Annotated in this window: 15 protein-coding genes and 1 pseudogene; 12 read left to right on the top strand and 4 right to left on the bottom strand. The window is 42.1% G+C overall.

Annotation, left to right across the window (positions count from 1 at the left end; translation table 11 throughout):
* Window positions 1-6 precede the first annotated feature (6 nt).
* From rlmKL to rmf, 5 genes and pseudogenes are all read left to right on the top strand, one after another.
* Window positions 7-2,104: pseudogene (gene rlmKL, locus ACYX4W_RS13360) on the top strand (bifunctional 23S rRNA (guanine(2069)-N(7))-methyltransferase RlmK/23S rRNA (guanine(2445)-N(2))-methyltransferase RlmL).
* Window positions 2,101-2,334 (top strand): glutaredoxin family protein, encoded by a 234-nt coding sequence (locus ACYX4W_RS13365; protein ID WP_476073517.1) that lies wholly within the window; start codon window positions 2,101-2,103, stop codon window positions 2,332-2,334. The pseudogene rlmKL and the gene ACYX4W_RS13365 overlap by 4 nt, the downstream one beginning before the upstream one ends.
* On the top strand, window positions 2,331-4,271 hold the full coding sequence (uup, locus tag ACYX4W_RS13370) for an ATP-binding cassette ATPase Uup (protein ID WP_476073518.1): 1,941 nt from the start codon (window positions 2,331-2,333) through the stop codon (window positions 4,269-4,271). The genes ACYX4W_RS13365 and uup overlap by 4 nt, the downstream gene beginning before the upstream one ends.
* Window positions 4,272-4,283: 12 nt before the next feature.
* Complete coding sequence (locus ACYX4W_RS13375; RefSeq protein WP_476073519.1) at window positions 4,284-6,041, top strand: DUF3466 family protein; 1,758 nt, start codon at window positions 4,284-4,286, stop codon at window positions 6,039-6,041.
* A gap of 303 nt (window positions 6,042-6,344) precedes the next feature.
* Window positions 6,345-6,521: a ribosome modulation factor gene (gene rmf / locus ACYX4W_RS13380; RefSeq protein WP_039220169.1), complete on the top strand. Its 177-nt coding sequence runs from the start codon at window positions 6,345-6,347 to the stop codon at window positions 6,519-6,521.
* A gap of 99 nt (window positions 6,522-6,620) precedes the next feature.
* Here rmf and fabA read toward each other — a convergent pair whose 3' ends face one another.
* Window positions 6,621-7,139, bottom strand: coding sequence for a bifunctional 3-hydroxydecanoyl-ACP dehydratase/trans-2-decenoyl-ACP isomerase (fabA, locus tag ACYX4W_RS13385; protein ID WP_025255307.1), 519 nt, complete (start codon window positions 7,137-7,139; stop codon window positions 6,621-6,623).
* 207 nt (window positions 7,140-7,346) lie between these two features.
* Between fabA and ACYX4W_RS13390 the strand changes: the two genes are divergently transcribed.
* Window positions 7,347-7,634, top strand: a complete 288-nt coding sequence (locus tag ACYX4W_RS13390) for a hypothetical protein (protein ID WP_474806703.1) — start codon at window positions 7,347-7,349, stop codon at window positions 7,632-7,634.
* Here ACYX4W_RS13390 and ACYX4W_RS13395 read toward each other — a convergent pair.
* Together ACYX4W_RS13395 and ACYX4W_RS13400 are read right to left on the bottom strand one after the other, a co-directional pair.
* Entirely contained in the window at window positions 7,631-9,304 is a 1,674-nt protein-coding gene (locus tag ACYX4W_RS13395) for a cryptochrome/deoxyribodipyrimidine photo-lyase family protein (protein WP_476073520.1), read from the bottom strand. The genes ACYX4W_RS13390 and ACYX4W_RS13395 overlap by 4 nt on opposite strands.
* 12 nt (window positions 9,305-9,316) lie before the next feature.
* A complete protein-coding gene (locus ACYX4W_RS13400; protein ID WP_476073521.1) occupies window positions 9,317-10,624 on the bottom strand; it encodes a DASH family cryptochrome in 1,308 nt (435 codons plus the stop codon).
* Window positions 10,625-10,736: 112 nt separating this feature from the next.
* On the opposite strand from ACYX4W_RS13400, the gene ACYX4W_RS13405 reads away from it, so the two are divergent.
* The 6 genes from ACYX4W_RS13405 (at window position 10,737) to ACYX4W_RS13430 (ending at window position 19,245) form a co-directional block, all read left to right on the top strand.
* Complete coding sequence (locus tag ACYX4W_RS13405; protein ID WP_476073522.1) at window positions 10,737-12,161, top strand: cryptochrome/photolyase family protein; 1,425 nt, start codon at window positions 10,737-10,739, stop codon at window positions 12,159-12,161.
* 3 nt (window positions 12,162-12,164) lie between these two features.
* The gene (locus ACYX4W_RS13410; RefSeq protein WP_476073523.1) at window positions 12,165-13,703 is read left to right on the top strand and encodes a cryptochrome/photolyase family protein; all 1,539 of its coding nucleotides are present in this window, start codon (window positions 12,165-12,167) and stop codon (window positions 13,701-13,703) included.
* Window positions 13,690-13,842, top strand: a complete 153-nt coding sequence (locus ACYX4W_RS13415) for a DUF2256 domain-containing protein (RefSeq protein WP_476073524.1) — start codon at window positions 13,690-13,692, stop codon at window positions 13,840-13,842. The genes ACYX4W_RS13410 and ACYX4W_RS13415 overlap by 14 nt, the downstream gene beginning before the upstream one ends.
* A 427-nt stretch (window positions 13,843-14,269) precedes the next feature.
* A complete protein-coding gene (locus ACYX4W_RS13420; RefSeq protein ID WP_476073525.1) occupies window positions 14,270-15,625 on the top strand; it encodes a DUF2254 domain-containing protein in 1,356 nt (451 codons plus the stop codon).
* A 1,808-nt stretch (window positions 15,626-17,433) separates the two neighbouring features.
* Window positions 17,434-18,690: a tyrosine-type recombinase/integrase gene (locus ACYX4W_RS13425; protein ID WP_476073526.1), complete on the top strand. Its 1,257-nt coding sequence runs from the start codon at window positions 17,434-17,436 to the stop codon at window positions 18,688-18,690.
* Window positions 18,691-18,894: 204 nt separating this feature from the next.
* Window positions 18,895-19,245, top strand: coding sequence for a hypothetical protein (locus ACYX4W_RS13430; RefSeq protein WP_474806688.1), 351 nt, complete (start codon window positions 18,895-18,897; stop codon window positions 19,243-19,245).
* Between the two features lie 38 nt (window positions 19,246-19,283).
* Here the strand turns inward: ACYX4W_RS13430 and ACYX4W_RS13435 are convergent, their stop codons facing one another.
* On the bottom strand, window positions 19,284-19,640 hold the full coding sequence (locus ACYX4W_RS13435; RefSeq protein ID WP_474806686.1) for a diacylglycerol kinase: 357 nt from the start codon (window positions 19,638-19,640) through the stop codon (window positions 19,284-19,286).
* Window positions 19,641-19,698 lie beyond the last annotated feature (58 nt).

Below are 19,698 nucleotides of genomic sequence, written 5' to 3' on the forward strand. Positions count from 1 at the left end.
ACATGAATGAATACTATCCTGGTTACGACCAGTCGCGGTCTTGACGAACTATTGAAACAAGAAGTACTAAGCCTTTGCCCTGATGCACAAATTAAACAGGGGCCTGGTACCATTCAGTTTGAAGGGTCAAAAGAAGACGCTTATAAACTTTGCCTATGGTCACGCTTGGCTAATCGCGTAATTTGGGTGCTAGCATCCGGTAAAGCAGGCGATGCAGATGCGCTTTATAACACGGCGATGGGCATTGACTGGCAAATGCAGATGGATTCACGTCATACATTATCTGTACAGTTTATTGGAACTAACTTTGCTATCAAGAACACCCAGTTTGGCGCCGTTCGTGTTAAGGACGCCATAGTAGACTCATTCGTAGAACAAGGTTTACCTCGCCCGTCAGTAGAGCGAAAAAGCCCTGATATCTCTGTGTATGCCAGACTGCACCGCGACAATGTAATTTTGGGTATAGACCTAAGCTGGAGCAAGTTTACACCAACGCGCATATCGGCAAGAAACCGGTGACGCACCGCTAAAAGAGCATATCGCCAGCGCAATGCTTATGCGCAGTGGTTGGGCAGAGAATACCGAAGCGCCTTTAGTAGATTTAATGTGTGGCTCAGGCACTATTGCAATAGAAGCTGCCTACATTGCTCGAAATATTGCGCCTGGTATAAAGCGTTCATACTGGGGCTTTACTAAATGGCTTGGCCATGAAGCTAAGGTTTGGGACGATTTGGTAGAGCATGCCATTTCTGTTCAAAAGCCAAGCTGTGGCGGTATTTATGCGGGCGACTTCAGTCGCAAAATGGTGGCGATTGCAAAAGCTAACGCTGATTTTGCTGGCGTGTTTAACGATATTTCGTTTTCTCAGCAAGATGCTACCAAGTCCTCGCCGCCAGTTAGTACTCCTGGCTACGTGGTTTCCAACCCGCCGTACGGAGAGCGTTTGGGTGAACTTACTTCGTTAATACCGCTATTTAGCGATTGGGGTAAGCGCTTTAAAGAAGCCTGGAAAGGCTGGCACGTGTCGCTTTTAAGTAGTAACCGTGACTTGCTACGTGTATTAAAGCTTCGCGCCACTAAAGACTACGCCATGAACAATGGTAAATTAGAGTGCCGTTTAGCTAACTATGTGCTTGATGAACAAAACACGGTTCAATTTAGTGAAGACGCCGGCAATCATGAGTTTGCTAATCGTTTGAAGAAAAACCTCAAGCGTATGAAAGGCTGGATCAAAAGTGCAAACACGAACTGCTACCGTATTTACGACGCTGATTTACCCGATTACAACGTAGCGGTAGATAGGTATGGCGATTGGCTGGTCGTTCAAGAGTACGCGCCACCAAAAACCGTGTCAGAAGATAAAGCCCGTAAACGCCTGCAAGAGGTGTTGTTACATTTACCAGCAGTTACCGGAGTCTCACCTAAGCACATTGCGCTTAAAGTGCGAAGCCAGCAAAAAGGGACTAAGCAATACGAGAAAATTAATCAGTCTGGCGAAATGATGGAAGTGTTCGAAAACGACGCTCGCTTTTTGGTAAACCTGACAGATTACTTGGACACCGGTCTTTTCTTAGACCACCGGAATACCCGTCAAAAAGTAAAAACCTTGTCAAAAGACAAAGACGTGTTGAATTTGTTTTCTTACACGGGCAGCGTATCTGTATTTGCTGCTATGGGCGGCGCCAAGTCAGTTACCACGGTAGACATGTCGAATACCTATTTGGAATGGGCAAAGAAAAATATAGCGCTTAATAAATTAAGTGGTCCCCATGCCTTTATTCAAGCCGATTGCACCACATGGCTAGGTACGCACAAAGGTAAATATGACCTGATTTTTATCGACCCGCCGTCATTTTCAAATTCAAAGCGAATGCAGAACACGTGGGACGTTCAGCGCGATCATGTAAAAATGCTTACCGACGCCAAAGCCTGCTTAAAAGAGCAGGGGACCATCATTTTTTCTAACAATAAACGTGGTTTTAAGTTAGACGAGTCTGCCATCAGTGACCTTGGCTTGAACATTGAAAATATCACCCACGAAACCATACCCGAAGATTTTGCCCGTAAGGGTAAAATACACCAGTGCTGGATTCTACGTTCATGAAAATAATCTTCTACACGGGCCCTCAATGTGGTCTTTGTGATTTAGCCGATGTTGAACTGCAGCAAACGTCTATGTTTTCATCGCTTATTATTGAAAAAGTTAACATTCGTACAAGTACCGAGCTTTATCACTTGTATGGCGCTCGTATTCCAGTTTTGAAGCGGGCCGATAATGAAAAAGAAATTGGATGGCCCTTTAGTGCCGCCGATTTAGAGGAGTTTCTTCAGTGAGCATTTTGCAGTTAAAAAACATCACTGTTATTTATGGAAATCCGCCGCTTTTAGACGGCGTTGAGCTGGTCGTTCAGCCTAAAGAGCGCGTATGCTTGGTTGGTCGCAACGGAAGCGGTAAGTCCACACTTATGAAAGTTATCGCAGGCGATATTATTGCCGACGATGGTCAGCGTATAATAGAGAACAATACCGTAATAGCACGTTTAGAGCAGGACCCACCTCAAACGACAGATGTAACTCTGTTTGACTATGTTGCTGAGGGGTTATCTGACGTAGGTGAAACGCTAAAAGCCTATTTCCATCAAACTCGTATTGTGGGTGAAGACCCTAGTGAAGCTAACTTAAATAAGCTTCAACGGCTACAAGAACAATTAGAGGCCAGAGACGCGTGGCAGTTCGAACAGCAGATTGAGCAAACGCTTACCATGCTTAAGCTTGACCCTGAGATATCGTTATCAACATTATCAGGGGGCTGGCGCAGAAAAGCCGCTTTAGCCCGTGCACTAGTGCGACAACCAGATTTACTACTATTAGACGAACCAACTAACCACCTTGATATTGAAATGATCCGCTGGCTTGAATCGAGCTTGAGCAACTATCAGGGTGCGATTGTGTTTGTCAGCCACGACCGTGCTTTTATACGCGCCATGGCCACACGTATTATTGACCTAGATCGCGGTTCTGTTACCAGCTATCCCGGCAATTACGAAACCTATCTTGAGAAAAAACAGCACGATTTAGACGTTGAAGCGTCGCAAAACGCTGAATTCGATAAAAAACTAGCGCAAGAAGAAGTGTGGATTCGACAGGGCATTAAAGCGCGTCGAACCCGTAACGAGGGGCGAGTAAGAGCACTTAAAAAGCTCCGAGAAGAGCGTAAAGCGCGCCGAGCGGTGCAGGGCAATGCCGTGGTTAACCAACACCAGGGCGCGCGCTCTGGAAAAATGGTGTTTGAGGTAAAAGACTTAAGCTATAGCATTGAAGGTAAGCCAATCGTGAAAGGCTTGAACCTAAATGTACTGCGCAGCGATAAACTAGCACTAATTGGGCCTAATGGGTGCGGTAAAAGTACACTTATTAAGTTGCTGTTAGGTCAATTACAGCCGGATACCGGTTATTGTAAGCAAGGTACGAATTTAGAAGTTGCGTATTTCGACCAGCATCGCCACGGGTTAGATTTAGAGCAAACTGTAATTGATGCCGTAGGCGATGGTAAGCGCGACCTTATGGTAAACGGCCACCCGCGCCACGTGATAAGTTATTTGCAAGACTACTTATTTACGCCAGAGCGTGTAAATGCGCCGGTGAAGTCACTGTCAGGTGGTGAGAAAAACCGCCTGATGCTTGCCAAGCTCATGCTAAAACCAAGCAACGTTTTGGTTCTCGATGAGCCAACCAACGACTTAGACGTTGAAACCTTAGAAATGCTTGAAACCTTACTTAACGAGTATACTGGCACCGTGCTTTTAGTGAGCCACGACAGGGAATTCGTTGATAACGTTGCCAACAGTAGCGTAGTTTTTGAAGGTAACGGTCTGCTTCGCGAATTTATTGGGGGTTTCACTGACGTAGAAAACTGGTATAAAGAGCAACAGGAAAAACGTCAGCAAATCGAAAAGGAAGAGAAAGCCAAGGTAAAGAATGAAACTAATTCAGCTTCAGACAGTCCTAGTGCTAAGTCTTCTCCCCGTAAGACGAAAAAGCTATCATACAAAGACCAGCGTGAACTTGAGTCCTTACCGAAAGAGCTAGAAACACTTGAGGAAGAACTTGAGGCTATGCAAGAAAAAGTCAACGACCCAGACTTTTTCAAACAAGACAGTGACGTTACTGCCAAGGCGTTAGCCGAACTGGCAGATAAAGAAGAATTACTTTCCCAGAAATATGCGCGCTGGGATGAACTAGAAAGTATGCTGGAAGATAATCAGCAGTAAATAGGATTTTAAATGAAACGAACTCAGCTTGCCGCCGCCGTTCTGTTGGCAACAGGAAGTGTTTCGGCATTTGCCGCGACCTATTCAGTGACGCCTCTTCCTTTACAGGATACCGCTAGAAACAATTTTGCTCGTTCAATTGATAATTCAGGCAAAATGCTGTCTGTAGTGCAACTTGAATATAACCCACCTGTAGATGTGGAGCAGTTAGAAGAAGATACCACCTTCTTCGATGTTAACGGTGAAGATTTAGAAAACGAAGATGATGCACGTCAAGGTGTATTCACTGATTCAGATTACACGACAATCGTTAACTATCTACTCTCGTCTAGTACTGCGACCACAGGTCAGAAATTAGCGCCTTACAGAACCTTCTTAACTGACACCCAGGATATTTCTTTGGTGCCAGGCTTAGACGAAGTGACTGATAAATTTGATGATTACACCCGTTCGGTTGAAGCGATAGGCAGAGACAGCTTAAACGGCAACTTTGTAGTAGGTGATTCGTCAGGTTTAGTCGTTTTAGATCCATACGAAAATGAAGATGGCGATACCATCAACTACACTTATGCAGAATCGGCGCAGCAAGGTTTTATACAGGCGTCAGGTGAGTCTAAAGCACTACCAGCTGTAGACACCACAGCCGGCGGTTTCTCTTCGGCCCGTGCAATAAATGCAAACTTACAAGTAGCAGGCTTCAGTACGGTCAGTTTTCAAGACGAAGTAGATGAAGCTATTGAAACTTGTGCTGACGATGAGTTACGTGGCGATCAGTCTGAAGGGCGTTGTCTTTTCACCATTTACAATGGTGACTTTTCAGTACCACGTATTTCTAGTTATTTCTTGAATACTTCTACGAACTACTTGCCTGGCTTCGTTTTGTTGTCAGAAGTTAACGCCACCATATGGCAAGTTGACGTTAATGGAGACGTGATAAGCACTGATACTTATCCATTACTGTTCGAGCCGGATGAAGACGATACAGCACACTACTTTACCTACGCTTATGATATTAATGAGCAAGGTATTGCGGTGGGTGAAGGCCTAACTGGCGATCGCGTTACGATCACCCGACCTAACCAATCTGGCTTAACTGAAAGTGAGCGCGTTGCAACTGTATTCAGAGATGGCGAGACTATTGAACTGCTTCCTCGCGAAGAAAACCTTATCAGCCAAGCAATTGCTATAAACGACGAAAACTGGGTAACTGGTGCTGTGCTTCGCTCACAAAGCGATATCGCTCGTTCTCGCCTTTTTGTTTACAACTTAGATACTCAAGAACAAAAATACCCTGATGGCTTTTTCGTAAGTGCCGGTGTTACTGCGAACGCTATTAACAATAACAATATCGTGGTGGGTAAGGCAGATGTCGATGCGACAAGCGAAACGCTACGTGAAACCGCTGCATTTATGTATAACATTGATACTGATGAGTTTTTGGATCTTAATGATTTAGTGTCGTGTGACAACACTTACGAATTAATCGAAGCGGTTGATATCAACGACGACAACGAAATTATTGCTAATGCGCGCATTAAAATAAACAGTAAATACGTAACCGGCGTCGACATCATAAACTCAAGCGGTGAAACAGACCTGGTTGATTCTGTTGTTGCGGTTAAGCTATCTCCAATAGCTAATGGTTCCATTGATGATTGTGAAGTTCCTGAAGACGAGCAACCTTTTGAGCGCAGCGGCGCATCTACTGGCTGGCTTGCGTTCTTTGGTTTGTTTGCCGCTGCTTTTGTGCGCAGACGTTTTAAAAAATAAATAACCTCGTCATTTAAATTTATGATGAGTTTAATAAAGCCACATTCGTGTGGCTTTTTTTATGCCAAAAAAATGCAAAAATAGACATATTTATGCATAAAAAATGTAATATAAATTTCATAGAAACTTCATTTATTTAACGATTGTCAAGCGTTTTAATTTTATATTTTTCTTGAACCATTTTGTTAATTGCACTATCACAGTAATGTACGCAATCACTTTTCCGGCACTATCAACCGATATGATGTAGAGCGCTCGAGAAAATGATTTGTTGTACGTCCAACAAACAAAAGAGGCTAATCAATGAAAAGACAAAAAAGAGATAAAATGACTCGCGCTCATTCTAAAGGCTATCAAGCTGGTATTAGCGGTCGTTCAAAGGAAAATTGTCCATTTCAGCAAAACGATGCACGTTCACAGTGGTTAGGTGGATGGCGTGAGGCAGTAGAGGATAGACATTTAGGTTTAAGCGTTAAATAACACTTCTCTTTTATGAACTGATTATGCAAAAAGGAAAGCCCCTAGAAAGGGGCTTTTTTGTGTTTATCGATTTAGTATTTAGCGTTGATTAAACAGCGATTAAAAATTCGAAGTATCTTGGAACAAGCCCACTTTTAAATCTTTCGCGACATAAATTTCTCGCCCGTCCACTTCAACCGAACCATCAGCCATACCCATGAAAAGTTTACGTTTAATTACGCGCTTCATGGTGATTTTGTAAGTGACCTTTTTCGCTGTTGGAAGAATTTGCCCGGTGAATTTTACTTCACCAACACCTAGCGCACGACCTTTACCAGGCCCGCCGCTCCAGCCAAGGAAAAAGCCAACAAGTTGCCACATTGCGTCAAGGCCAAGGCAGCCTGGCATGACTGGGTCACCTGGAAAGTGGCAATCAAAAAACCATAAATCTGGGTTAATATCTAACTCAGCGATAATCTCGCCTTTGCCATGTTCACCGCCGTCTTCAGTAATAGAGACAACGCGGTCCATCATTAGCATATTTGGTGCAGGCAGTTGACTGTTACCCGGACCAAACATTTCACCACGGCTACACGCCAATAAATCTTCTTTGTTAAAGCTACTTTTCTTCTCTGACATTCCCAACTCATTGTTGTTATTTAAGTTACATTCTTAATTTAGCGAACACTTGTACGCTAAACAACTCTGAACAGTCATTTTTCTGAAGAAAAACGCGTGCTACTATACTAACTATAAATTTAATCCGTACAAATATCGCCCCATGCGTGCAATTTATAAACAGCGATTAAACTACGCTCCACAATATAGTATTTGTGTGTGAAAACTATGACAGAACAAACAACAAAAAAAACCAGTAGAAAAAGCCCTGCAGATAGAGCGAAAGCGAACGCTGATAAACAACGGCGTTTTAGAGAAAGACAAAAAGACGCAGGAAAGAAGCTAGTGAGAGGGTACGTCAGCCCAGAAGCGAAAGCATGTTATGACGAAATACGCGAAAAAACAGGTTGGACCGACAGTGAAGCCATGTCGAACGCTATGCGGCTAATGTATGCGGCTTATAAATGCGGTCAAATTAAACTCTTAAACGAGTGGCTAAGAAAGAACAACCGTTAGGCTTTTTTTTCAATTTGCGATTTGAGCCACATTCGGCTTGGACTATTTTGCATGGTATGGCGCCTGACAATACGCTGCGCTTCTTTTACCACATCATCGCGCTCGCGATAGTCCCATAAACGTTTCGCTGTTATACGGTTATTCTCTGTAATATCAATAATGGGCAGCACATAATCTTGTTTAACGTCAAAACTAAGCATTTGCGCTTCTAATGGCGGTAGGTCGTAGGGCGCATGAACGGCTTCATTAGGTAGTTTAGCTAGCTCTGGCACCCACTTCTTAATAAATACGCCATCAGGGTCTAACTTTTGTGACTGTGTTACCGGGTTGTACAGCCTTACGGTATGGATACCAGTCACACTTGCCTGCATTTGTATTTGGGGGTAGTGGATCCCCGGCTCAAAGTCTAAAAACTGTGTTGCAAGGTAATGTGCGGCTTTCAGCCAGTGCACGTTTAAATGGTGGCATAAAAAACTCGTTACCATTGCCCGCATCCGAAAGTTTATATATCCGGTCTGTCGTAGCGCTCGCATGCAGGCGTCTACCAAAGGGTAGCCTGTACGTCCAATGGTCCAGAAATAGAAACGTCGCTCAGTCTCCGGCCCGTCTATGAAAGGGAAGTGCTCATAAGCACGGTTCATTGGGCGCCACTCTATACTGGCCTCACTCTCAAATTTTTGAATAAAGTGGCAGTGCCAGTGCAGCCTAGATGTTAAAGCGGATAGGGCGCGACTCCACTGTTTGCGCTGTGATGTTGGCAAAGCTTTCTTAGCTTGTTTTTCCAACTGAACGCTTTGATACACCTGCTTGATAGAAATGTTACCCCATGCGAGATAAGGGCTTAATCGTGAACATGCGCGTCGTGCATACTCAGGTTTTGAAATATGTTGGTGATAATACTGTCCACGAGAACTGAAAAAATCCTTCAAAACCTGCCAAGCACGCTTTTCACCGCCAGGTTGCATAGAAACTATATCGGGTGTGACTTCAATTTCAGTCATTTCGGTCTTGCATGCGCTATCGTGTATATTACCGCTACAGTAGTTGGGTAGGTCAGGCGATGACCGTTTAAGTTCAGCTATTTCATCAATGGATTTCGACGCTTTTAAAATATCTGAAAACTCTCGCCAGTTAACCCATTTAGCTGTTTCTATATCAAAATCATAGGTGGCGGTTGCGAAATGGTGCTCCCAATTTTGCTGCCATCTTGCTCGATGGGGCAACCCGCGCATAACGGCTCCATACTGATACTCACTAAAAGAAATGGCTCTACTTTTCAAATACCTAGCAACCTCTATATCACGGTTATGCGTAACTGATAAACCTATTTCCTGGTAACTCCTAACCGCACCAATGTTGTAATTTTGAGCAATAAGTTCAAGTGCTTCTATTACTTCACAGTGCAAGGTCAAAACACGGGCATGAGCGGGCAATTGGCTGTTAATGTCATCGATACTTTGCTGCATAAATTGCCAATGGCGAATATCCATATGCGGGTCTGCAATAAGCGAGGGCTCCCAACAAAAAAGTGGGAGTATCTTTTCTCCTGCCTGAACCGCGCGATAAAAAGGCTCGTGGTCACGCAAGCGAAGGTCTCGCTTTAACCATATAACTGTGACTGTCTCTTTTGAGTTATTTGAGTTAGCTTTTTTTAAGTTATCTGACGCCATACAGTTAAATAACTACAGCCATTTATTACGAAATTCGCCTGCCGGATCGTAAATTTCAGTCTGTTTTTGAAGGTTAAATTGCCTATGTCCGCGAGGGTCGCTTCCCACGCCGGCAAGGTAAAGCCAATTTCCCCAGTTACTTCCCACATCATGATCAACTAACTGATGCTCAAACCACGCGGCACCGTAACGCCAGTCCTGCCGAAGTTCATGTACAAAGCAGCTAGCAACAAGCTGCCTACCGCGGTTCGACATATAGCCTGTCTTTGCAAGTTGTCGCATACACGCGTCTACAATAGGGTATCCGGTATTGCCTTCACACCACTGCGCAAAGGTCTCAGGGCAATGTGAAGTAGTGGGTGTTTTACCTTGAATGCCACTAAAGCGAAACCATTTAGCGCCATACTTACACTGCAGCCAGTGAAAAAATTCTCGCCACAAGAGTTCGAAATAAATCCAATAAGTGGAATCATTTTTTTCAACGGTCTCTTCAAATTTATGTACTTGCCTCATCACTTCGCGCGCAGAAAGTGAACCATTTGCTAACCAGGCAGACAGTTTTGTACTGTCTTTCCATGTATCTAGTGCATTACGTGTTTCCTTATAGGATGCCGCAGCATGCCAGTCAAATAGATACCTGTTTAAATGCGAGAGCGCCGCAGTTTCACCACCGACAAAAGATAATTCAGGCGGTTCCGGTAAATCGTGGGCGAGAGTTAATAGAAAAGATTCGTCTAGCGTTGGTTTAAAGGGCGGAGGTAAGCGCTCTGGGGTAGCGTGGACCGCTAGTGGTTTACAATGTTTCTCTACTTTCCTTCGAAACGGACTGAAAACGTCGGGCATCTCTTCTATGTCAAACGGTAGTGTTTGCTCATCAAATAAACCAAAAGTCGAGGTTTCGATAACGGTTAATGAATTAAAAAAACGTTTTACTGTGTTTAGCGCTGCTGTTTCGTCATAACCACAGTACTGACTCACTCCAACGTGGGTGTACTGCCCCGACCTTAACAGCTCAACTAAACACTCTGCAGTGCTACCTTTTACAATTAGTAAATCGTGCCCAAGCTTTGCTAGCTGTTGCTTTAAATCTACTAATGTCTGCAGTAAGAAGGTGTGTCTGTGCTCGCCCATTGGATTAAGCCCAAACGCGTTGGGCGTAAAGTTCTTATCATCTAATATATAGACGAACGTAACTTGGTCGACCTTTTCGCACAACGCGGAAATAGCCTCATTGTCGTGCAGCCGTAGGTCGTGCCTGAACCAGAATAGTCCTCTGTTATCACTAGATTGAGGTTTATCGTTGGAATGCTGATTTATCATACTAATTTTAAGCGTTATTTTTAATAATTTGACGGATCTTGAATCCGCTTTTCTACGTAAGACATTAGATACGAATAATATTTAAATTTGGCGCAACGCCTGAGGAAAAAAAGTGACCGTTCCCGTTAGTATCATGTGGTTCAGACAGGACCTACGCGTAAAAGACAATCCGGCATTAAATACAGCTTGTGATATGGGCAAAATAGTCCCCATCTATATTTATGATGATACAACCCCTGACGGAAGAGTCCCTGGAGGTGCCAGTAAATGGTGGCTTCATCATTCTTTGGCTTCTCTGAATAAGCGCCTTAATGGCCACCTACAAATTTTTAAAGGCAACCCAAAGGATATCATTTCAACATTAATGAAATCCTTTGACGCAAAAGCTATCTTTTGGAACCGGTGCTATGAACCATGGCAGATAAACCGCGACAAAGAGATTAAGCAATTTCTTATTGATAGTGATTACGAAGCGCACAGCTGCAATGGAAGTCTTTTATGGGAGCCAATGAAAGTGCTCAAAAAGGACGGCACGCCTTATCGCGTATTTACTCCTTATTACAAGAAAGGTTGTTTACAAGTAGAAGAGCCGCGATATCCCAAAGCACCACCAGCACGGATAACTTATGCAGACGTAGAAAATGAGGGTATTGAATTAGCGTCGCTAAACTTACTGCCTACCATCAACTGGGACGAGACTATTTCGAAAGAATGGTCGCCAGGCGAAGACGGAGTTGCTGATAATCTAGCAGATTTTATCGAAAATTCTGCGCGTAAATATAAAGACGGGAGAGATATCCCTTCAGCTCGCGGCACATCGCGCTTATCACCCCATTTGCATTTTGGTGAGGTTTCGCCAAACCAAGTGTGGTATGCAATTAAAGACAAGTTCGGCAATAGTGAAGACAAAAGCATTGAAACCTATTTGAGCGAATTAGGTTGGCGTGAGTTTAGCTACTACTTGCTATACCATTTTCCAACGCTGCCAAATAAGAACTTCAACGATAAATTCAATAAGTTTCCTTGGCGTTCTGATGCTAAAGCGCTTAAGGCTTGGCAAAAGGGAAAAACCGGCATCCCAATTGTCGATGCGGGTATGAGAGAACTATGGCAAACCGGATACATGCACAACCGTGTTCGCATGATTGTGGGTTCATTCCTAGTCAAAAATTTACTACTTAGCTGGCATGAAGGTGAGCGGTGGTTTTGGGATACGCTGTTAGATGCAGACCTTGCCAGTAACAGTGCCGGTTGGCAGTGGGTAGCGGGCTCTGGCGCCGACGCTTCGCCATACTTCCGCATTTTTAACCCTATACTGCAGGGCGAAAAGTTTGATAAAAAAGGCAGCTATGTGCGCAAGTATTGTCCAGAATTGAATAAGCTATCGGATAAGTACATACACAAGCCTTGGGAAGCACCTAGTGCAATACTAAAAGATGCAGGGATTGAACTTGGTAAAGAATATCCCAAGCCACTAGTTGATTTAAAAGCATCACGGCAGCGTGCTTTAGACGCATTCCAACAAATAAAAGAGTAGGGTATGGCAGCACTTATTTTAGTTTTAGGCGACCAGCTTACCGAAACCTTACCGGCTATTACCGATGCTGTAAAAAGCAAAGACACCATTTTAATGGCGGAGGTTCGTGAAGAAGCCACTTACGTAAAACATCATAAGAAAAAAATTGGGTTTCTATTTAGCGCTATGCGCCATTTTGCTAAACGTTTGCGTGATGAAAACTATAACGTTAACTACGTTCGCTATACCGATAGCGCTAACAAAGGCGACTTACTTGCCCAAGTTAAACACGCATTAAGCGAAAAGGATTTTGATGAAGTAAAAGTGACCATGCCTGGTGAGTACCGTTTGTTAAAGAGTATGGAACAATGGGAACACGTGCTTGGCATACCCGTTACTATCTGCGATGACAATCGGTTTCTATCCACGCCCCAAGAGTTTACTGACTGGGCGGAAGGTAAAAAACAGCTTCGAATGGAGTTTTTCTATCGTGAAATGCGCCGCAAGCATAACGTACTTATGGATGGGAAAAACCCTATAGGTGGTAAGTGGAATTACGATGCCCAAAATCGTGAATCTATGCCAGAAACTCACAAAGTGCCAAAGCACACCACATTCGACATTGACGATATCACTTCAGATGTTATCGAGTTAGTTAAAAACGAATTCAGCGATCATTTTGGCGATATTGATAACTTTCACTTTGCAGTTACCCGGGAAGACGCCCTTACCGTTTTGAATACCTTCATAGAAGAAAGGCTGCCAAATTTCGGTCAGTATCAAGACGCCATGGTCGAGGGAAAGCCTTGGCTTTATCATTCTCATATCGCGTTCTACCTAAACTGCGGATTATTAACCCCGAAAGAAGCCATTCAAGCCGCCGAGCAAGCGTACCATGCTGGACAAGTACCTCTTAATTCTGCCGAAGGGTTTATTCGACAGATACTGGGCTGGCGCGAATATGTGAGAGGCTTTTATTGGCACTTTATGCCGAATTTGAAAACCGACAATTATTTCAATAACGCTCGCTCGTTGCCTTCGTTCTTTTGGGATGCGCAAACCAATATGAACTGTATGCGTCAATGTATAAAAGAGACCCAACAAAATGCCTATGCACACCACATACAGCGGCTAATGGTGATTGGCAACTTCAGTTTATTAACCGAGCTGAGCCCTGAAGAGGTGCAAGCGTGGTATTTGCTTGTTTACGCCGATGCTTATGAATGGGTTGAACTGCCCAATGTAGCGGGAATGATCTTGTACAGCGACGGCGGAAACTTAGCAAGTAAACCTTACGTCGCTAGCGGTAGCTATATCAATAAAATGAGTAACTACTGCAAAAACTGTGGCTACCAGGTTTCGAAGAAAACAGGACCAAAAGCTTGTCCCTTTAACTACCTTTACTGGCATTTTATAGATAAGCACAAAGAAAAGTTAAGTAACAATCACCGTATGGCTATGATTTATAAAACCTATGGGCGGATGAAAGAAGAAAATATAGAAACCATGAAACAGGACGCCACGATATTTTTATCAAAGCTAACCAAAAATGAAGAAGTCTGATTTACCGACCAAAATGTGCCCGGTCTGTGATAGGCCGTTTACTTGGCGCAAGAAATGGGAGAAAAACTGGGAAAACGTGCGTTACTGCTCAAAGCGCTGTGCTTCAACCAAAAACAAAGCCCAAACCAATTTGGGTTAACCTAGCGGGAATAAACTGGCAAGCTAGAAATACTAGCGCTTCTTAATTTGCCATTGTAATCTCAGAGCACGAAATTATCCTCTACACCAGAAACCTAAGCGCAGCCGCATAGGTTTCAAGGCAATTATTCCAGCCGCCGCAGCTAATGCTCTTACTCGAAGGAGCATTAGCCGCCGATTTGGATAACAGGGCACTAATAGTTGAAGCAACTTACTTCTTAGTTTACGACCTTTCGGTAGTCGCCGCATTTTTTAGTAAAATGGGGTTAAAATGATAAATGTCATGGTAAACACGCAAATGACCTTTGTTTTTACATATGGTTTAAACATAGTTTTACGTACAGCTCCCATCTTATGAATGTAAGATAAATCAGAAATCTAATAACTTTCGTACTTATTAGTGAAAAGTTAACTAATAAGAGAGCAACGTGGAAGCCCCGATAACCGTAGATAGACTCAGATTCCTTATTTATAGCCTAAAAGAAAAGCTTTGGGTGAAACCTCTCGGGTTTTGCCTTCTTTCTATTTTTGCAGTGTTCCTCGCCAAATTGGCCGACGGCACTTCACTTGCCGAACATATCCCTGAAATTAAACCGGAATCTGTAGAAACACTGCTTTCAATAATGGCATCGAGCATGATGGTTATTGCCACATTCTCAGCAGGTACTATGGTTAATGCCTATGCATCAGCGAGTCGATCATCTACGCCTCGTTCATTAAGCCTTATTATCTCTGACGATGTATCGCAAAATGCATTATCCGTCTTTATTGGTGCATTTATTTATAGCGCCGTAGCACTTACTGCAATGACTCAGGCTTTCTTTAATGAAGCCGGACTTTTCATTTTATTTTGCTTAACGTGTCTGGCATTTGCGATAGTGATTTTAACTTTTATTCGATGGGTAGATAGCGTCGCTCGGTTAGGCCGTGTGGGATCTACACTTTTGAAAGTGGAAGCCGCTACTACACGGGCGATAAAAAATAGAATAGATAGCCCATGTTTGGGTGCTGTACCCCAAGAGCAAATAAAAGAGCAGGGGAGTTACGCTATTTTCACCGAAAAAGTAGGGTATATCCAGCTAATCGATATCGCAAAGCTTCAATCCCTTGCAAAAAGCGAAGACTGCTTTATCAATGTAACCTTACTCCCTGGTGAATTTGTTACGCCAGAGCGCCCGTTGGCGTATACAAACAAAGATATCAAAAAAGATGAGATTGTCGGAGCTTTTACCATAGGCGAAGCGCGATCGTTTGAAGCTGACCCCAGATTTGGATTTATTGTTCTAGCTGAAATTGCATCTCGTGCATTGTCACCATCGGTTAATGACCACGGTACAGCGATAAATGCCATCAGTAGTATCACTAGGCTAATGTTACTGTGGCACACACCGGTGCAAAAGGAACATGGTGGTAAGAATAATAATGGCGAGCCTGGCGCTAACCATATTTCTCAGCAAGTTAGCAAAAACGACAATAAACAGAGCCATACTAAAAGCAACATCAAGTATGACCGGGTTTCTTTACCTAAAATAAGTGTGGACGATTTATTCGATGACGCTTATACAAGTATTGCTAGAGATGGTGCAGCTAATATTGAAGTAGCGATACGAATTCAAAAATCGCTTAACACTATAAAAGCCTGTTTCGATAACAGCGACTTAGAGTTGGATAAAGACTTCAAAAACGCAGCGAGTAAATTAGCTAAACAGAGTTATGAACGCGCGAAACTAGCATTAAATTACGGTGGAGATATTAAGCGAATTGAGCAAGCTTATAAGGAATGAGGCTAAACCCGCATTTAAGCTTGTAACTGAAAGCCAGTGCGGGTTTCTTTGAATTCATTATTGAGTATTACCTTTATTAAAACAACAAACTAGGTATTTGGAAAAGCACAGCAAAACGCTCAACCTTAAATGGAAATTGGTTTAAAGCTTGCTAATTACGTATTCATTTTATGTATTCAGAATGTCTATATTTGCAAACCTTGAGTAGAAACCAATTTAGCTCTCAATGTAATCATAATTGTTAAATTAATCGTAGTTCTTAGGCTAAATCGCTAAAAGTTTTAACGTAACGCTACGTGAATGAAATTATATTTTGCGAGGTTTAGTACATCAGATTTCACGTAGCGCACGATTTAATTTCACAACTCCATCTATCATTCCAAAATCAAAACATCTTAATAGTTGAAAATTAAAAGGACTGGCGTAAGTGAGATGTTTACGCACAAGCCCAAAACCAATCATTGGGCCAACACAGCAGCCACGCATAAAAGTCTGTAAGTAATCACAGCCAACAAAGCATCCAAATAGAGCGACTTCATCGCCCTAATCGTCCATACTCCCAATTACGCATAATGTATATTATGTTAAATATAGTATTAAAATAGAGATAAGAAGGACGCTCGAAGCATAACGCTTTCCCTGTGGGCTACCCTTTAATGAATAATCTATTTGTAACGTATTTAAGCAGAATAAATACTTGGTATTTTAACGATAGTAATCATCAAAGTTTTTAAAGGTATTAGTTTTAAATCTGCGATTCTTTTATAAGTCTTATGGGACTGTCTTTTTAAATTTTCTTTCTTTTTATAAAACACCACTTTTACTATTTAAGCCTGTTTAAATCTATTCGTTTATCAGAACTCTTTCAAGATGATTAATATGCTCTATGCTTATTTAAGCTCTTTACAGAAATACTAACGCTGATAATTGGTATCTGCGGTTTTTAAATAACTAGAGGTTGCTGAGTCGCTGGAATACTTTTACGTGCATTCATCGATATAGTTGTTCGATAATTAAGGAGTTTATAAAGGTCGTTGCGAATAATAAAATTGGGCTAACCAAAGCGTATCTATTTAGGATTGTAACTAGTGTTATTTAATTAAAAATTCTAATTTAGTGGTTGCTGTTGCGTGCGACTGCAAATAACTTTCGTGGAGTTTCGATCTAATTAGTGCTTAAAATATAAAGCGCTTAGTTTAGCTGTCTCGTTTAACTTAAGCACAAAGGTAGAAGAACGACTTACAAAAACTATCGCCTATTCCTTTTCGAAAGAGTGAAAAATCAAATACCTTTGTTTTCACTAGTCGCCACCATCGTCCAGTACCACCACTTCGTCAGGCATAATTTCCCTGGGTGAAATATAGACTGGGAATACAGATTTAGAAGCTATATATTCAAGCGTTTTAGCGCTTAATATTTAGGCGATGCTACGTAAAATCTGAAGCAGAATTAGGGGGTTCCCTTGCAGATTTCACGTAGCGCACGATTGATAAATGGGGATAAATCGAACAATATCGGCTTATAAATGCCGTTGAAGCCACTATAGCAACAGAGTTTTTTAGTTTTTGTGTTGCTTGCTTTTACATATTGCGGTTATAACTGTTTGTATATACAGTAGTGTGGTAGAGTGTCACACATTGATCGGCAAAGGTAGGGTTAAGCAAGTTATGCGTTTCAGTGAAATAGGCCCTTATGTTCACGCATGATAATTACAGTTATCGTGCGTGAATTGTTATAAATATCAGTACTTTACAGTCTTTCTTACAATCTAGCATAATACGCACATACTGTGACTATCGGATTATTCAATGTCTTCTAAACCAAACAATTTGCACTTATCTGGGCGCAGAATGACCAAAGGCGTTACTAATAATTCTCCGATGAAAGTTAAAAGGAACACTGATAAAGCAAGTTATCCCTCAAACTCAACTGTAGTTGCTAATACTGGCGATAGTTATTTTACCGAGTCCGATCCTACCGTGCAGTTTTCAGCTAATGCTAATGAGACTCGAGAAACAACATCCCTTGAGGTAACGTCTAATGACAAGAGTTTTGAAAATTACTATCAGCAATATTATCAGGATATTTTTACCAAGCTTCCTTATAACACGCAGCGTGCTTATCTAAGTGACTATAATGAATTTGCAATTTTCTGCAGGCAGCACGGTTTCGATGGTTTCAAAAACGATTTTGAACACAATGAAACTTGTATAAAACATTATGTAGAAGAATTGTGTCGTTCTCCCCTAGCCTACAGAACCATCAAGCGTCGGCTATCCGCGCTTAGTAAATTTCTTGGCGTCGCCAAGTTGCCTAATCCCATTATTAGGTCAGCGTATTTAAGAGACTTTATTCGACTGTCGTTAATCGAAAATAGAAAGTTTAGGCTTTCACATAAACAAGCGGTTCCTCTCACTATCGATATGGTCGAAAAGATTAACAATGCAATTATTCCAGATTCATTATTGGAACTACGCGACCTCGCTATTATTAATTTGATGTTTGATGCCTTACTACGTGCCGATGAGCTAGTGCGAGTTTGTGTTGAGGATATATCTGCTCGAAATAACACGCTCCTCGTTGTTTCATCAAAAAGTGATCAAACTGGCCAGGGCCAATATCGTTACGTTTCTTCTAGTACTATTTCAATGGTGCAAGAATATATCAATGAAGCAAATATAGACCCAAAATCTAAAACACAAAGACTTCCTTCTGATTTACGCGGATTGCACAAAGGCATATTGTTTAGGCGACTAACGAACCATAAAACTGCACTTTTACCTTTTGACGAAAACATACCAAGCCATAAGGCTAACGTACTAAACTACTCGAGCGTATACAGAATTTGGCAACGCATCGCTCATCGTGCAGGTATAAGCGAAAACATTACACCACATAGTGGTCGTGTTGGTGGTGCAGTTTCTCTAGCAGAAGATGGTGCATCTTTACCCGAGCTTCAACTGGCTGGAGGTTGGCAATCACCGGAAATGCCTGGGCATTATACAAAACAGGCTAACGTAAAGCGTGGTGGAATGGCAAAATTGTCGGCAAAACGGAAAAGATAAAGCTTATTAAATACAGTAGCTTAATTAATATATGGTTACGCATAACCAACGACATCAGTAACAATGTCTAACTCACCTACTCTCTTCATTCTTTTACCAATCTGAAACTGTATTACTCGCGTATCAAAAGGTAAATTTGCCCTAAGCCTATATTAATGAATCGGTTTTCTAAGTTGGCAATCATTTAAGTAAAAGGAGTGATATATGAGTAGCGGTATTGATACAAAGCATGGAAAATTACTCGCGGAAATGGTGGTTCCCTCGGCGTCATGGAATGTCCAACCCGAGAAGCAAGACCCTTTCAAGTCACAAGAAGCAGCACTAGATTATTTAAACTCAAACAATGAGCCGTTATATCTCCACGTGCCATTAGCTAAATCTGATGATTATGTGAGGATATGCGTAACTTCACGAGGCGATGATGTTGTTTTTACGATAAAAGATATTAATAACGGTGGTGAAACTTCATTGCATTATTCGCACATTAAAAACTTAGACAGCACAATTAGAACCTTAGTATCTGAATGTTGTGACCAGAAAATCAAAGCCCTATAAATTAGGGCTTTTTTTCCGCCTATAAATCGCAAATTGCACTACCAAAGAATGCTAATCCACGTAAAGCCGGCCATCACTAGGCTAATGAACACTGCTGCCGAGCCGATATCTTTAGCACGCCCTATTAATAAATGGATGTCTGTACTGACATGATCACAGAGTTTCTCAATAGCGGTGTTGAGTAGCTCAGTGATAAGCACAATGAGTAAAGATATCACCAGCAATATACGTTCTACATGCGTGACGTCGATGAAAAAGGCTACAGGTGTCATTATCAATATTGCGAAAACTTCTTGTCTGATCGCAGCTTCACTTAAAAAGGCTGCTCGAAGCCCTTTAAGTGAATAGTAAGTGGCATAGAGTACGCGTAAAATACCTGTCCGTTTCGTTATCATGATAAGTAATTTTAAGATTAGTTACAGCCTTACAAAACCTAATTGACCTTCGTTACAT

It is taken from the genome of Alteromonas sp. ABH4_454 (assembly GCF_056311775.1).

Bases quoted from the DNA above. Each gene is read 5' to 3' on its own strand.
- ACYX4W_RS13365 (WP_476073517.1), top strand. From the start codon at position 2,101: ATGAAAATAATCTTCTACACGGGCCCTCAATGTGGTCTTTGTGATTTA.
- ACYX4W_RS13375 (WP_476073519.1), top strand. From the start codon at position 4,284: ATGAAACGAACTCAGCTTGCCGCCGCCGTTCTGTTGGCAACAGGAAGT.
- rmf (WP_039220169.1), top strand. From the start codon at position 6,345: ATGAAAAGACAAAAAAGAGATAAAATGACTCGCGCTCATTCTAAAGGC.
- fabA (WP_025255307.1), bottom strand. From the start codon at position 7,139: ATGTCAGAGAAGAAAAGTAGCTTTAACAAAGAAGATTTATTGGCGTGT.
- ACYX4W_RS13390 (WP_474806703.1), top strand. From the start codon at position 7,347: ATGACAGAACAAACAACAAAAAAAACCAGTAGAAAAAGCCCTGCAGAT.
- ACYX4W_RS13395 (WP_476073520.1), bottom strand. From the start codon at position 9,304: ATGGCGTCAGATAACTTAAAAAAAGCTAACTCAAATAACTCAAAAGAG.
- ACYX4W_RS13400 (WP_476073521.1), bottom strand. From the start codon at position 10,624: ATGATAAATCAGCATTCCAACGATAAACCTCAATCTAGTGATAACAGA.
- ACYX4W_RS13410 (WP_476073523.1), top strand. From the start codon at position 12,165: ATGGCAGCACTTATTTTAGTTTTAGGCGACCAGCTTACCGAAACCTTA.
- ACYX4W_RS13415 (WP_476073524.1), top strand. From the start codon at position 13,690: ATGAAGAAGTCTGATTTACCGACCAAAATGTGCCCGGTCTGTGATAGG.
- ACYX4W_RS13425 (WP_476073526.1), top strand. From the start codon at position 17,434: ATGTCTTCTAAACCAAACAATTTGCACTTATCTGGGCGCAGAATGACC.
- ACYX4W_RS13430 (WP_474806688.1), top strand. From the start codon at position 18,895: ATGAGTAGCGGTATTGATACAAAGCATGGAAAATTACTCGCGGAAATG.
- ACYX4W_RS13435 (WP_474806686.1), bottom strand. From the start codon at position 19,640: ATGATAACGAAACGGACAGGTATTTTACGCGTACTCTATGCCACTTAC.